We start from the raw sequence: 14,792 nt of genomic DNA on the forward strand, positions 1-14,792 counted from the left end.
GGTTTCTCCCACCATTCATCGGAGGCTTTCGATGAGAGTCACACTCAGAGATTCCGCTTCGGCCCTCCTCGCGGCACTCGCGCTCGCCATCTCACCGGCGATCACCGCGCCGCCCGCGGCCGCACAGGCCCAGCCGCTGATGCCCGCGCCCGACCCCGACCCCTTCTACTGGGCGTCGCCGGACCTGGCCGCCAGGGCGAACGGCGACATCCTCCGCAGCAGACCGGTCGACGTCTCCCGGTTCGGGAACGCGGACGGCTGGCAGATCGCCTACCGCTCCACGAACTCGTCGGGCCACCCGGTTGCCGCCGTGACGACCGTCCTCGTCCCGCGCGGCGGAGTGGACCGGCCGCTGCTGTCGTACCAGGCCATCATCAACGCACTCGGGACCCGATGCGGACCGTCACACACGTTGTTCAACGGACAGCTCCAAGAGGCCCCGGTGGTGAACCTCGCACTGATGCGGGGCTGGGCGATCGCCCTGCCCGATCACCTCGGCCCGACCAGCGCCTACGGCGCCGCCAGGCTGGGTGGTCAGATCGTCCTCGACGGGGTACGAGCGGTGCAGCACCTGCCCGAGGCGAGGCTCGGTCACAGCCCCGTCGGGCTCGCCGGCTACTCGGGCGGCGGGATGACCAGCGGCTGGGCGGGTGCCCTGGCGCCGACCTACGCCCCCGAACTCCCCATCGTCGGCGTCGCGGCGGGCGGCGTCCCTGCGAACCTCAGCGAGCTCGCGAACGGGCTCGGGACCGCGCCGCATCCCCTGTTCGGCCTCGGCTTCGCCGCCACGCTCGGTCTCGAACGCGAGTACCCGTCCTCGATCCCGTTGGCCAGCGGCCTCACCGGCGCGGGCCTGGCCCTGCGCGACCGGATCGCCAACGCCTGCTCCCAGGAGATCATCGACGCCGGAGCAAATCACAGCGCGGCAGAGGTATCCGCCGATCCAGCCAAGATCAACGAGCCTGCCGTGCGGGCGATCTTCGATGAGAACAGCCTGATGATGTTCCCCGGACTCCCCCGGGCACCGGTGTACGTCTGGCACGGCAACGGCGATCAGCTGGCCCCCCTGGATTCGATCGCGGCGACCGTCGGCAGATACTGCGCGGCCGGTGTTCCTGTCCAGTTCAGCGTGTTCCCCGGAGACCACGGCCCGACCAGCATCGAGGGGCTACCGGGGGTGCTCGGCTGGCTCGACGGCAGGTTCGCCGGTCAGCCCGCGCCGAGCAACTGCTGAGGTCGGCGGCGTGACGTCGGGTGCGCGATTCGTGGCTCACCCATCGACGACTCGGCTGCCCTCGACGTCCTGCAAGGGGCGAGCACCTACCACGTGTACATCCTCGCGGGCCTGAATTCCGCCCGGCCGGACCTCGGGTCGGCGGCTATCTCACCGAGTTCGGGGAGCGTGCGATGGCATCGGCGGAGCTCGGATGTCACCGCCCTGCTCCCCCCGCCGCGCTGACCCGGCCGGGTTCGGCACACGGCACCGAACACAGCGAGGCCCCGCAGCCGACTTCGACTGCGGGGCCCTCTCAGCTGGCGTTGAGCGTGGGCACGCTCACGCAGAAAGCGATGCGACGCCTGCGACGCCCGCGATCACCGCAACCAGCGCCGACACCAAGGTCGCCCCTGCTGCGACCATGGTGAGATCCTCTGCTGTCGATCCCATGTGATCACTCCTTCTCGACCGTGAAGCCTCGCTTCGCTGTGACGCCACCTCGGCGCTGATGCATTTGTAGCCGAGCGAAAGCATCATCACCAAGCCCTGAACACCCTGGGGCGCAATGCATTACAAGAAAGAAACCTGGCGGTAGGGTTCCGTAACCCGACGTTACGCATCGGCAACACTGGAGCTCCTGGCCGCGTGTCTCCTGCACAAAAAGGGCCAGGCCGGAGAGTCTGTGATGACTCTCCGGCCTGGCCTGTGTGGAGCTGCCGGGAATCGAACCCGGGTCCTCCGCCGAATCGCTAGGGCTTCTCCGTGTGCAGTTCGCTAAGCCTCTACTCGGATCTCCCGGTCTCGCGAACAAGCCGTGATGACGATCCCAGTCACTGTTTGATGTCCCGAACGACTCCGTGACCGAGCCGACCGGTAAAGCCCTCTAGCTGATGCCAGTACCCGACCCGAGGGCGAGATCGGACTGACAGACACGCTTCGCTACTTAGGCAGCGAGAGCGTAGTCGCGCTGATTGGAATCGGCGCTTATAGGTTTGCAGCGACGCTTACGGTGGTCTCTTGCCTGCACCGACACGCTTCCCCTAACTCAACGTACAAAGTCGAAACCGTTCAGCCCCGTACGTACCCAACACCGTGCTGGGACCACATACTGTAACGCCCCTGCGCCGCGAAATCATCCCATTAAATTCCGCGGCGTTTCATCTGGACGTCCGTCCAAAATCAACTACCCTTCTCAGCAAAATAGTTAGCTGATTGATCGGGGAAGTCGAAGCCACATGACACATCAACCAGGGCGTACACGCCGTCGATGGGTAAACGCGCTGGCCGCCACGCTGGCGCTGGTCCTGGCCGGCGGTGGGATCGCGGCGTCTCAGCCCTCGTCCGACCCGATCGGCCCCGGTGACGATCCCGTCTTCGGGCTGGCGAACGGCTGCTACGCCCTCAAGTCGGAGCAGAGCGGGAAGTTCGTCCGCCGCGCCGACGGCGGCTACCGCGCTGACGCCGACACGGTCGGCGGTGCCGAGGCGTTCCGCACGCATGCGGCGCAGCTGGGCCGGTTCATGTTCTACGGCAAGGGCGGCGACATGCTCGCCCACGACGGCAAGAGTGCGGTGGTCTCGACCCGCGACGCGCTGCCGACCACCGACTGGACGCTGACGCACACCGACGGCACCTACGCGGTCACCGCGACGGACAACGGCAGCCAGCTCACCGCCGCGAACGGTGGGCTGGAGCTCACCGACCCCGGCGTCAATCCCGCGGGCGGACGATTCGTCCTCACCCCGGCCGAGGGCTGCGCGACCTTCCCGGACTCCGAGGTGAACGCGACCGGTAAGCCGCTCTCCGGCACCGGACCGAACGGCGAGGTGCGCGGGTTCATCGACGCGCACGTCCACCTCGACGCCAACCTGTTCATCGGCGGCCAGGTGCACTGCGGCACCCCCTTCGACCCGCAAGGCATCACCGTCGCGCTGCGCGACTGCGCCGACCACGGCAAGGACGGGATGCCGGCGCTGCTCGAGAACATCCTGTCGCACGGCAGCCCGGTCGCGGAGCACGACACCGTAGGCTGGCCGACCTTCGAGGACTGGCCGGACGCCGACTCGCTGACCCACGAGCAGACCTACTACCGGTGGGTGGAGCGCGCCTGGCGCGGCGGACTGCGCATCTTCACCAACCTGTTGGTGAACAACCGGGTCCTCTGCGACATCTACCCGCTCAAGAACCGCTCCTGCAACGACATGGACACCATCCGTGCGCAGGCCGAGCAGGTCCGGCAGATGCAGGACTACATCGACGCCCAGTACGGCGGCCCCGGCCGCGGCTGGTTCCGGGTCGTCCGATCTCCCGAGGAGGTCCGCAAGGTCGCCAGCGAGGGCAAGCTCGCGGTGACGATCGGCATCGAGACCTCCGAACCGTTCGGGTGCTCGCAGCGCAACGACGTGCCCCAGTGCACCGAGGCCGATGTCGACCGTGGCCTCGACGAGGTCTACGCGATGGGCGTGCGGCAGATGATCGTCACGCACAAGTTCGACAACGCCTTCGGCGGTGTCCGCTTCGACGGCGGCATCCAGGGCATCGCTGTCAACGCGGGCAACTTCCTCAGCACCGGCAAGTTCTGGGAGGCCGAATCCTGCAAGGGCCCGGTGCACGACAACCCGCTGCTCTCCTTCGGCGACGCGCCGGCCGAGGTGATGTCCGCGCTGCCGCCCGGTGTCACCACACCGGTCTACCCGTCCGGCCCGCTCTGCAACACCCGCGGCCTGACGAAGCTCGGCGAGCACATGGTCCGCGGCATGATGGATCGCGGCATGATCGTCGACGTCGACCACATGAGCGTCAAGACCGCCGAGGACACTCTCCGGATCCTCGAGGAGGCCAAGTACTCCGGTGTGGTCTCGAGCCACAGTTGGACCGACCCGCTGAACTACGAGCGGATCTACGCGCTCGGCGGCTTCGTCGCCGCCTACGCCTCGGGCCTCAACTCCGACCCGAAGAAGGAGAACTTCGTCACCGCCTGGCGCAAGGCCCGCGCGGACCGCAGCGAGGACTACTACTACGGCTTCGGCTACGGCGCGGACACCAACGGCTTCGGCCCGCAGGCGCGCCCGCGTGAGGACGCCGACACCAACCCGCTGCAGTATCCGTACAAGACCTTCGACGGCGGCACGACGATGGATCGCCAGCGCACCGGCGAGCGCGTCTTCGACCTCAACAAGGACGGCGTCGCGCAGTACGGGCTGATCCCCGACTGGATCGCGGACATGCGGATCGCCGCCGGGGACGACGGCGACCAGATCATCGAGGACATGAGCCGCGGTGCCGAGGCCTACCTGCAGATGTGGGAGCGCGTCGCGAAGTAGGTTGTTGCACCCTCGATAGGTCATTCCTCCGGCTGCGACGGGCCGACCCGCCTAGAATCGGGTCAGCCCGTCGCTGCGGGAGGAGACATCGATGGCCGACCGGATGACGGTTCGCGCGGGCAACGCCCCACCCGCCTCGCGTCCCGAGCAGCTGCGCAATGTGGTCCTGATCGGGTGCAGCGGCGCGGGCAAGACCACGCTGGCCGAGTCGCTCGCGTTCGCCGCCGGGGCCATCGGCCGGGCCGGCCGGATCCCGGACGGCAACACGGTCTCCGACTACGAAGAGATCGAGCACCAACAGCAACGATCGGTCCAGCTCGCGGTCCTGCCGCTGGAGTGGAACGGCTGCAAGGTCAATCTCCTCGACCCGCCTGGCCATCCCGACTTCGGCGCCGAGCTGCGGGCCGGTCTGCACGCCGCCGACGCCGCCGTCTTCGTGGTCTCGGCCACCGACCCGGTGACCACCCCCACCCGCGCGCTGTGGCGCGAATGTGCCGCGGCAGGCATCCCCCGCGCCATCGTGGTGGCCAAACTCGACGTGGCCCGCGGCAGCTTCGACGAGATCCTCACCGCCTGTCACGACGCGTTCGGCCTCGGCACCGACACGCTGCGGCCGGTCTACCTCCCGGTCTTCGCCGACGGCAGGCCCTGCGGGTCGCTCGGCCTGCTCACCGGGCGCAGCTACGGCGAACCCGGCGCCTGCCCCGATGCCGACGCGGCGCGCGAGAGCCTCGTCGAGGCCATCTCCGGCCAGGACGACGGCCTCATGGAGCGCTACCTCGCGGGCGAACCGCTCGACGAGGAGGCGCTGACCGACGGCCTGCGCCGGGAGATCGTCGACTGCGCCCTGCACCCCGCCCTCGCCGTCACCGACAACGGCGTCGGCGCGGCGGAACTGCTCGACCTCATCACCGGCGCGTTCCCGGATCCCACCCACCGGCGCGGACCCGCGCCCGCGGCCGACCCCGAGGCCCCGCTCGCCGCTCAGGTCATCCGGATCACCGGCGACGCCTACGTCGGCCGCATCAGCCTCGTACGCGTCTTCTCCGGCACGCTGCTCCCCGACACCCACGTCCACGTCGCAGGCGCGGCAGCCACCTCCGGTGCGAGCACCGACGAGAAGGTCACCACCCTCACCGGCCCGTTCGGCAAGCTGCAGCGACCGGTGCCCGAGGCGGTCGCGGGCGACATCGTCTGCCTGCCCAAGCTGACCGTCCACATCGGCGACACCATCGGCGACACCGAGGACCCTGCCCCGCTGGAGGCATGGGCGCTGCCGGTGCCGCTGCTGCCGGTCGGCGTCGAGGCGCACAGCAAGACCGACGAGGACAAGCTCTCCCAGGCACTGACCCGGCTGACCACCGAGGACCCGGCCCTGCGGCTGGAACAGAACCCGGACACCCACCAACTGGTCCTGTGGTGCACGGGCGACGCGCACGCCGAGGTGGCGCTCGACCGGTTGCGCAACCGGCACGGCGTCCACGTGGACACCGTGCCGTACCAGGTGGCACTGCGGGAGACGTTCGGCGGCAACGCATCCGGGCACGGTCGGCTTGTCAAGCAGTCCGGCGGCCACGGCCAGTACGCGATCTGCGACCTCGAGGTCGAACCGCTACCGACCGGATCGGGATTCGAGTTCCGCGAACACGTGGTGGGCGGTGCGGTCCCGAAGGGCTTCATCCCGTCGGTGGAGAAGGGCGTGCGCGCCCAACTGGAGAAGGGCGTGGCGACCGGTCACCCGCTCGTGGACGTGCGGGTGACCCTCGTCGACGGGAAGGCGCACTCGGTGGACTCCTCCGACGCCGCCTTCCAGACCGCCGCGAGCCTCGCCCTCCGCGACGCCGCGGGGCACACCTCGATCCGACTGCTCGAACCGGTCGCCGCCGTCGCCGTGACGCTCCCCGACGACTATCTCGGCGCCGTTCTCAGTGACCTGTCTGCCAGGCGTGGCCGGGTCCTCGGGACCGAGGTGAAGGGTCCGGGACTGTCGTTGCTGCGGGCCGAGGTGCCCGAGATCGAGCTCGCCCGCTACCCGGTCGAGCTCAACTCACTCGTGCACGGCAACGCCGAGTTCTCCCGCTGCCACCTGCGCTACGAGCTGATGCCCGACGCGCTGGCGGCCCAGGTCGCACGCTAGCGGCTCATGCCCTTCACGCGGCGCCCGAGCTCACGAGTGACCTCCCGCTCGGCCGTCCGTCGCGCGAGGTCCTGACGCTTGTCGTAGTCCTGCTTGCCCTTGGCGAGGGCGAGCTCCACCTTGACCTTGCCGTCGGAGAAGTACATCGAGAGCGGGACCAGCGTCTGGTTCCCCTCCCTGGTCTTGCCGACCAGGTGCTCGATCTCGCGCTTGTGCAGCAACAGCTTCCTGGTCCGCCGCGGCGAATGGTTGGTCCAGCTGCCCTGGGTGTACTCGGGGATGTGCAGCCCACGCAGCCACACCTCGCCGTCGTCGACGGTGGCGAAGGCGTCGACGAGCGACGCCTTGCCCTCGCGCAGGCTCTTCACCTCGGTGCCGACCAGCGCCACGCCCGCCTCGTAGACGTCGATGATCGAATAGTTGTGTCGCGCCTTGCGGTTGGTCGCGATGACCTTGCGGCCCTTTTCCTTCACGTTCGGGCCCCTTCAGTCCGCGCAGTGATCGAGTTCTGTCCCCAGGATATGCCCGGGGCGCAACCGATTACTCACGGACGTAGAGCCGCAGCGTGATGTAGGCGGTGATCGCGGCCATGCCGACGCCGGTGAGCACCAGGAACGGCGACACCAGCAGCACGTCGCTGTTCGAGATCCGGGCGACGATGTTCGCGTCGTAGACGTCGGTGAGCACGTCGTCGATGAACAGATTCTTCGCGGTGAACAATCCGGCGATCGCCAGCACGGCACCGATCAGCGCGGCGACCACGGCCTCCAAGAGGAACGGGAGCTGGGTATACCAACGGGTCGCGCCGACGAGCCGCATGATCCCGACTTCGGTGCGACGGGTGAACGCGGCGATCTGCACCATGTTCGCGATCAGCAGGATCGAGGCGATCGCCTGCACGATGGCGATCGCGAAGGCCGCGTTCCGGATTCCGTTCAGCACGCTGAACAACCGCTCGACCAGGTCACGCTGGTTGAGCACGCTCTGCACACCAGGTCGAGCACCGAACGAATCGTTGATCACCCCGAACCGCTCCGGGTCGCTGAGCTTGATCTTGAACGAGGCGGGCAGCGAGTCTTCGCTCACCATCGACGCGAGCTCGGGCTGGTCCTTGAACACCCGCTCCTTGGCGTCCGCCACCGCGTCCGCGCGGTTGAGGTACTGCACGGACACCACCGACGGGGTGCTCTCGAGATCGCTGCGCAGGGCCGAGCAGATGTCCTGGTTGCAGTCGGGGTCGGAGATGGACACATCATCGGTGAGGAAGATCTGCACCTCGACCCGATCGAGGAAGATCTGCTGTGTCTTGCCCGCCATCTGGACGACGAGGAGTCCGCCGCCGAACAGGGCGAGCGAGATCGCGGTCGTCAGGATCATCGCGATGGTCATCGTGATGTTGCGGCGCAGGCCGGTGAAAACCTCGCTGAAGATGAAGCTGGCGCGCATCGGAAAGTCTTGTCCTTCGTATGTCGGGGTGAACGGCGAGGGGTCGGGGGTACCTAACGCCCCACGCCGTAGACACCGCGGGCCTCGTCGCGCACCACGCGTCCGAGGTCGAGTTCGACCACCCGGCGCCGCATCGAGTCGACGATGTGGTGGTCGTGGGTGGCCATCAGCACGGTGGTTCCGGTGCGGTTGATCCGTTCGAGCAGCAGCATGATGTCGCCGGTGGTGTCGGGGTCGAGGTTGCCGGTGGGCTCGTCGGCGAGCAGCACCAGCGGCCGGTTCACGAATGCCCGCGCGATGGCGACGCGCTGCTGCTCACCGCCGGAGAGTTCGGTGGGCAGTCGGTCCGCCTTGCCGGACAGGCCGACCAGGTCCAGCACCTCAGGAACGGTGCGATCGATCACGTTGCGCGGCTTGCCGATCACCTCGAGGGCGAAGGCCACGTTCTCGGTCACGGTCTTCTGCTGCAGCAGCCGGAAGTCCTGGAAAACGCAGCCGATGCTCTGCCGCAGCTTCGGCACCCGGCGCGCGGACAGCCGGTTCACGTGGAAGTCCCCGACCTTGATGTCGCCCGAGGTGGGGGTGTCCTCCTTGAGCAGCAGCCGCATGAAGGTGGACTTCCCGGACCCGGAAGGGCCGATCAGGAAGACGAACTCGCCCTTGTCCACCGAGACATTCACCTTGTCCAGTGCAGGCCTCGACGAGGTCTTGTAGGACTTGGACACATTCTCCACGCTGATCACGGGGAGCCAGTTTAGCCGTTATCCGACGGTGACCTTGGGTTTCGACGGACCCGCAGGTCCAGGCCCTACGGGGTGGGTGTGGGCGGTGTGGTCGACGTCTCGGGGGTGGCCGTCACGACCCCCTCCGGCAGCTCCACGCCGGACGGGACTGACAGCCACGGCGGCAGCACCACGACGGGCGGCGGGGTGGTCGTGACCGGCTGCTGTGAGGTGGTCGAAGGCGCACCAGTTGTGGTGCTGCTGCTGCTGGGCGGCGGGGTGGTCGTGCTCGGCTCCGAGCGCTGCGGGGTCGGCGACTGGGTCTCCGAAAGCACCGGCGCCGTAGGCCCGATCACATCGTCTTTGGGCGGTTCCGGATTGAGGTATCCATGCAGCATCGCCGTGGCGACGAACGCCACGGAGAGGGCGACCGTGGAGGTCCTGGCGCGGCCGAGCGTCTTCGGCACCGACCAGCGTCGCTCCTGCTTGTTGGCCGGTTCCGTCTTCTTCGCACGTTCGGCGGTCATACGTTGCCCCCGATCTGATCGGCCGCCAACTCCGGGCCAACCAGGATCCCCTCCCGGCGCAGCGCCTCGGCGACCCGCACCCGCAGCTCGCGTCCCACCTGGAACTGCTTGCCGGGCAGGGTGCGCGCGACCATCCGGATGTTGACGGTGTCCAGCTCGAGACTCTCCACGCCCATCACCGACGGCTCGTCGAGGAGGAGCGGTTCGAGATCGGCGTCCGCGAACGCCTCGCGGCCGACACCCCGCAGTACGTCGTTGACGTGGTTGATGTCCGCGGTGGCGGGAATCGGGACGTCGACCACGGCCCGCGCCCAGTCCTTGGACAGATTGACGGCCTTGACGATCTGTCCGTTGGGCACGGTGATGACCTCGCCGTCGGAGGACCGCAGCCGCGTCACCCGCAGGGTCACATCCTCGACCGTTCCGTAGGCGTCCTCCGACGATCCGGTGATGGCGATCCTCGCGACGTCACCGAAGCCGTACTGCCGCTCGGCGATGATGAAGAAGCCGGCCAGGATGTCCTGCACCACACGCTGCGCGCCGAAACCGAGCGCGGCACCGAGCACGGTCGCGGGCGCGACCAGGCTCGCCACCGAGAAGCCGAGCCGCTGCAGCACCTCGATGGTCACCAGGGTGTACACGATGATGATGAGCACCCAGGTGATCACCTGGGCCAGGGCGTGCCTGTGCTTGGTCGCCTCCGAACGGACCAGCGCGTCGCCCTGGTGGTAGTTCAGGTCGATCCGATCGGTGACCTTGTTCCCCAGCCAGGAGAGGAACCGCCCGACCAGCAGCCCGCCGATGACATAGAGCACGATCTCCAGGCCGCTGGACCTCAGCCAAACTTCGAATCCGGTATCCGGGACCAGCTTGAACGCCGTGAACACCGACTCAGACCTGCTCCGCGCTCATCCGCCAGCGGATGCCGGACTCGAGGAAGCCGTCGATGTCGCCGTCGAGCACCGCCGACGGGTTGTTCACCTCGTACTCCGTGCGCAGGTCCTTGACCATCTGATAGGGGTGCAGCACGTAGGAACGCATCTGGTTGCCCCAGGAGCTGCCACCGTCGCCCTTGAGGGCGTCCATCTCGGCCCGCTCCTCGCGGCGCTTGACCTCGAGCAGCTTGGCCTGCAGCACCCGCATGGCCGAGACCTTGTTCTGCAGCTGCGACTTCTCGTTCTGACAGGTCACCACGATGCCGGTGGGGATGTGCGTCAGCCGCACCGCGGAGTCGGTGGTGTTGACCGACTGACCGCCGGGGCCGGACGAGCGGTAGACGTCGACGCGGACGTCGTTCTCGTTGACCTCGATGTGGTCGGTGGTCTCGACCACCGGCAGCACCTCGACCTCGGCGAAGGAGGTCTGCCTGCGGCCCTGGTTGTCGAACGGGCTGATCCGCACCAGGCGGTGGGTGCCCATCTCCACGGAGAGTGTTCCGTACGTGTAGGGCGCCTTGACCGCGAAGGTCGCACTCTTGATGCCGGCCTCTTCGGCGTAGGAGACGTCGTAGACCTCGACGCCGTAGCCGTGCTTCTCGGCCCAGCGGATGTACATGCGCATCAGCATCTCGGCCCAGTCCGCGGCGTCGATGCCGCCCGCGCCGGACCGGATGTTGACCAGCGCGTCGCGCTCGTCGTACTCACCCGAGAGCATGGTCTTGACTTCCATCGCCGCGATGTCCTCGCGCAGCGACGCACGCTCGGTGTCGGCATCGGCGACGGCGTCGGCACCCTCGTCCTCGGCCAGCTCGTAGAGCACCGGCATGTCGTCGAGGCGTCCACGCAGGCCCTCGACCCGGCGCAGCTCGGACTGCGCGTGGGAGAGCTGGCTGGTCACCTGCTGGGCGTGCTCCTGGTTGTTCCACAACTCCGGATCTGCCGCCTGGTGCTCGAGTTCGTCGATGCGCCGGCGCAGCTCCTCGACGTCCAGCACCCGCTCGACGGTGGTGAGGGTGGTGTTGAGCTCGGCCAGGTCTGCGGAAACGTCGGGATGCACAAGAATCAAGGTTACCGGTGCCCGCAGGCGATTGCCGCCGCGGTCGCCCTCAGGTGACCGCGCCGGGCCAGCCCGGCGACGGAACGACCACGGGGCCGGGCCGGCCGTCGACGCGGAACTCCGCCGTCCGGATCACCGCGTTCCGCCGGAAGTCGAGCGCGTGGACCCGGACGGTCGGCCCGTCCACCTCGATCCGCAGCCCCTGGTTCTCGTTCCGGTCGACGGGCTCCTCGCCGCCGCGGCCGTCCGGGCCGAATCCGGTCTGCACTGCGCCGGTGTTGACCGCCGCGAACCCGTCCGGGTGCCCGCCCGGCACGGTCCGCCTGGTCAGCCAGTCCTCGCGATACAGGCTCCAATGGGTGTGGCCGCTCAGCAACAGCACGTTGGGGAACCCGGCGAGCAGAGCCAGCAGCTCGTCGGATTCCGCATAGTCACCGCTGTAGATCTTCGGCGCCTGGGTGAGCTGATCGGTGAACGTCCCCGACACCGTGCCCGGCAGCGCGTGATGGCTCATCACCAGCACCGGGCGCTCGCGCGGGCGCTCCTCGAGGGTGTCCCGCAGCCAGTCCAGCTGGGTGCGGCCGAGGATCACACAGTGCCCACTCGCCTCGCTGCCGTCCGTCGTGCCGAGCCGGATCACGGGAACCCCGCCGACCTCGTGCGCGGAGAACAGCCCCGGCATCGCCGAGTACCGCAGGAACCGCGCGACCGATACCTCACTCGATTCACCGTTGTAGAACTCGTGGTTGCCGATCGTGTACAGCGCGGCCGGATGCTCGCTGCGGCGCAGCCGGTCGAACAATTCCTCGTACTCGTGCTCGCGGCCGTTCGGGGTGAGATCCCCGTTGACGAGTAGCGCGTCCGCCCGGCCGAACGCCGCGAGTCCGTCGAGCGCACGGTCGAGGTCGGTGAGGTCGCCCTGGATGTCGGAGATAACGTCGAACCAGACGGCCGTCGACGGCTTCGGAATCGGCTGGGCAGGTGGGCCGGGCGCGGGCGCGGTCATACCGAGGAATTCTGCCGCGGCAAGGCTCGCCAGCGCGCCACCTCCGAAGAGAACACTGCGCCGTGTCAGCATCACGAGCCCGATCGTCACAGTCACGGCGAAACGGCCGCCCGACTCGCGCTGAATGCGCGGTGAATCGCCGAGGAAGTCCGGACCCGGGTCGAGTACCGTCTTCGCCGTGACCGATCTCGAACTCGCACTGCGCATCGCCGATGAGGCCGACACCATCACCATGGCCCGCTTCGGCGCGCTCGACCTGAAGGTCGACGACAAGCCCGACCTCACCCCGGTCTCGGACGCGGACCTCGCGGTCGAGCGGGCGGTCCGGGCGGTGCTGGCGGCGGAGCGGCCGGACGACGCGGTCCTCGGCGAGGAGTTCGGCGGCGACGCGACGTTCGAGGGCAGGCAGTGGGTGGTCGACCCGATCGACGGCACCAAGAACTTCGTCCGCGGAGTTCCGGTATGGGCCACGCTGATCGCGCTGCTGCAGGACGGGGTTCCGGTGGTCGGCGTCATCAGCGCACCGGCATTGAAGCGACGTTGGTGGGCCGCCGAGGGTACGGGCGCCTTCGCGTCGTTCGATGGCGGTGAGCCCACTCGGATCTCGGCGTCCGCGGTTGACCGGTTGGAGTCGGCGAGCCTGAGCTTCGCGAGCCTGAGCGGCTGGCGTGACCGCGGGATCCGCGACCAGTTCATCGCACTCACCGACGAGGTGTGGCGGGTCCGCGGCTACGGCGACTTCTACTCCTACTGCCTCCTGGCCGAGGGCGCGCTCGAGATCGCAGCCGAACCCGAGGTCTCGCTGTGGGACCTGGCACCGTTGGACATCCTGGTGCGCGAGGCGGGCGGACGCTTCACCGCGCTCGACGGCAGCGCGGGCCCGCACGGCGGCAGCGCGGTGGCGAGCAACGGCCTGCTGCACGACGCGGTGTTGGAGCGCCTCGGACTGGAGCAGTCGAGCACTGCGTAGTTGTTTCGGCCGGCGACGAGTGAGCATCGCCTGCGCTATTGCGAGACGCCGACTGTTGGGCACTCACGGGCCGCCCGAGAGCGAGTAGGCGATGTATCGATCGCCCCACTTCAGGAAGGCGCTCGTCGTGGCCTCACCGCGGACTTCATCGTTCTGCCACTGATAGATACCGTGCACGGGCGGCAAGAAGCCCGCTCGCTCGAGCGTCCAGGCCTCGGTGTGAGTGGGGCCGTACCGCTGATCAAGTTCCTCGCGACTGAACTCTGTGTTGCCAAGAAGGTAGGTCCTGCCGAGTGACTCGATTCTTTCTGGCGGAGTGAAGACGTTGACACTGCGGTAGACAAGCATTGTGTAGAGCAGACCCGCCCCGAAAATCGCCGTGAGCGTCAAGGCCCGTACGCGGAGCGCTCGACGAGCTGGGAATGGCATGGCTCACAGTACAACCCGTAGGTCAGGCTGGATGGTCGCACTCACAACTGCGCAGACCCATCCGATTGTGGGCACAGCGGCGCTATGGTTCGACGATGCGTCATGCAATCTACGTGCCGCTCTTCGGCGCACTGGCTGACCCGCACGCGATCACCGACATTGCACAGGCCGCTGAGAATTCGGGCTGGGATGGGCTTTTCGTTTGGGATCACGTCCTGAGTCCCATAGCGGGCGAGTGGGCGATCGCGGATCCCTGGGTGGTACTGGCCGCTGCGGCAACAGTCACCAGCCGGATCAAGTTGGGGCCGATGGTGACACCACTGCCACGACGGCGGGTGATCAAACTGGCACGCGAGACGGTGACCCTCGACCACCTGAGTCGTGGCCGACTGATCGTGGGGTTGGGCACAGGCAGCGATGCCGGGCGAGAGTACTCGGCCTTCGGTGACGTCGCCGATCCTCGTCAGCGTGGCCGAGCGCTCGATGAAGGCGCCGAAGTTCTGGCCGCATTGTGGGCCGGCGAGACCGTCACCCACCGTGGGCTCCTGGTGGCAGAAAACGTGCAGATCCGCCCCCGGCCGGTCCAGCAGCCACGGATTCCGCTGTGGTTCGGTACCGAGCGCACTTCGGGCCGCCCGATAGAGCGAGCCGCACGATACGACGGAATCTTCCCACTCGAAACAGATGCGGCAGGGGTTGCGCGCATCGTGGAGAGAATCGAGACCGTGCGTGGTTCGTCTGGGTCGTTCGATATCGCAGTGGTAGCTCGTCCTGGCGTCGACCTCGAGGCACTCAGCACGGCCGGCGCCACATGGGCGATGCACGCCTTTTGGCCAGGACATACCCCAGAACAGGTACTTCGAGTGATAGATCGAGGCACCCCCGACTGAATCCTCGGAATCATCTTGTCGGTGGCCCCACATAGACTCGTACACATGTTCGATACCGGGGGGTTTCGGGGTGGCGCCGCAGGTGAGGGCGCCCGCGGCGTCGAGCGCCCGGTGGATTTCGAGGACGGTGC

General features: G+C 67.9%; 13 protein-coding genes and 1 other RNA gene. 5 read left to right on the plus strand and 9 right to left on the minus strand.

Going from position 1 to position 14,792, the window contains the following annotated elements; genetic code table 11:
• Positions 1–31 precede the first annotated feature (31 nt).
• Positions 32–1,234, plus strand: a complete 1,203-nt coding sequence (locus C8K38_RS22740) for a lipase family protein (protein ID WP_097213648.1) — start codon at positions 32–34, stop codon at positions 1,232–1,234.
• A 687-nt stretch (positions 1,235–1,921) separates the two neighbouring features.
• Here the strand turns inward: C8K38_RS22740 and ssrA are convergent.
• Positions 1,922–2,292: a transfer-messenger RNA gene (gene ssrA, locus C8K38_RS22745) on the minus strand.
• A gap of 159 nt (positions 2,293–2,451) precedes the next feature.
• Here ssrA and C8K38_RS22750 point away from each other — a divergent pair.
• Entirely contained in the window at positions 2,452–4,539 is a 2,088-nt protein-coding gene (locus tag C8K38_RS22750) for a membrane dipeptidase (RefSeq protein WP_097213649.1), read from the plus strand.
• 91 nt (positions 4,540–4,630) lie between these two features.
• Complete coding sequence (locus C8K38_RS22755; protein WP_097213650.1) at positions 4,631–6,676, plus strand: elongation factor G-like protein EF-G2; 2,046 nt, start codon at positions 4,631–4,633, stop codon at positions 6,674–6,676.
• Here the strand turns inward: C8K38_RS22755 and smpB are convergent.
• The 7 genes from smpB to C8K38_RS22790 form a co-directional block, all read right to left on the minus strand.
• Positions 6,673–7,149: an SsrA-binding protein SmpB gene (gene smpB / locus C8K38_RS22760; RefSeq protein ID WP_077041093.1), complete on the minus strand. Its 477-nt coding sequence runs from the start codon at positions 7,147–7,149 to the stop codon at positions 6,673–6,675. The genes C8K38_RS22755 and smpB overlap by 4 nt on opposite strands.
• Positions 7,150–7,216: 67 nt before the next feature.
• Entirely contained in the window at positions 7,217–8,122 is a 906-nt protein-coding gene (gene ftsX, locus C8K38_RS22765; protein ID WP_077041092.1) for a permease-like cell division protein FtsX, read from the minus strand.
• A gap of 53 nt (positions 8,123–8,175) precedes the next feature.
• On the minus strand, positions 8,176–8,865 hold the full coding sequence (gene ftsE, locus C8K38_RS22770; RefSeq protein WP_097213651.1) for a cell division ATP-binding protein FtsE: 690 nt from the start codon (positions 8,863–8,865) through the stop codon (positions 8,176–8,178).
• A gap of 65 nt (positions 8,866–8,930) precedes the next feature.
• On the minus strand, positions 8,931–9,371 hold the full coding sequence (locus C8K38_RS22775) for a hypothetical protein (RefSeq protein WP_097213652.1): 441 nt from the start codon (positions 9,369–9,371) through the stop codon (positions 8,931–8,933).
• Complete coding sequence (locus C8K38_RS22780) at positions 9,368–10,258, minus strand: mechanosensitive ion channel family protein (RefSeq protein WP_257017742.1); 891 nt, start codon at positions 10,256–10,258, stop codon at positions 9,368–9,370. The genes C8K38_RS22775 and C8K38_RS22780 overlap by 4 nt, the downstream gene beginning before the upstream one ends.
• A gap of 4 nt (positions 10,259–10,262) precedes the next feature.
• Positions 10,263–11,366 (minus strand): peptide chain release factor 2, encoded by a 1,104-nt coding sequence (gene prfB, locus C8K38_RS22785; protein WP_097213653.1) that lies wholly within the window; start codon positions 11,364–11,366, stop codon positions 10,263–10,265.
• Positions 11,367–11,415: 49 nt separating this feature from the next.
• Complete coding sequence (locus tag C8K38_RS22790; protein WP_257017749.1) at positions 11,416–12,444, minus strand: metallophosphoesterase family protein; 1,029 nt, start codon at positions 12,442–12,444, stop codon at positions 11,416–11,418.
• Positions 12,445–12,496: 52 nt separating this feature from the next.
• Between C8K38_RS22790 and hisN the strand changes: the two genes are divergently transcribed.
• Positions 12,497–13,342, plus strand: coding sequence for a histidinol-phosphatase (hisN, locus tag C8K38_RS22795; protein WP_097213677.1), 846 nt, complete (start codon positions 12,497–12,499; stop codon positions 13,340–13,342).
• Positions 13,343–13,405: 63 nt separating this feature from the next.
• Here hisN and C8K38_RS22800 read toward each other — a convergent pair whose 3' ends face one another.
• A complete protein-coding gene (locus C8K38_RS22800) occupies positions 13,406–13,732 on the minus strand; it encodes a hypothetical protein (RefSeq protein ID WP_257017743.1) in 327 nt (108 codons plus the stop codon).
• Between the two features lie 134 nt (positions 13,733–13,866).
• Between C8K38_RS22800 and C8K38_RS22805 the strand changes: the two genes are divergently transcribed.
• Positions 13,867–14,661, plus strand: coding sequence for an LLM class flavin-dependent oxidoreductase (locus tag C8K38_RS22805; protein ID WP_097213656.1), 795 nt, complete (start codon positions 13,867–13,869; stop codon positions 14,659–14,661).
• Positions 14,662–14,792: the final 131 nt, after the last annotated feature.

Source organism: Rhodococcus sp. OK611, from assembly GCF_003050885.1.
Lineage (GTDB): Bacteria > Actinomycetota > Actinomycetes > Mycobacteriales > Mycobacteriaceae > Rhodococcus_G > Rhodococcus_G oryzae.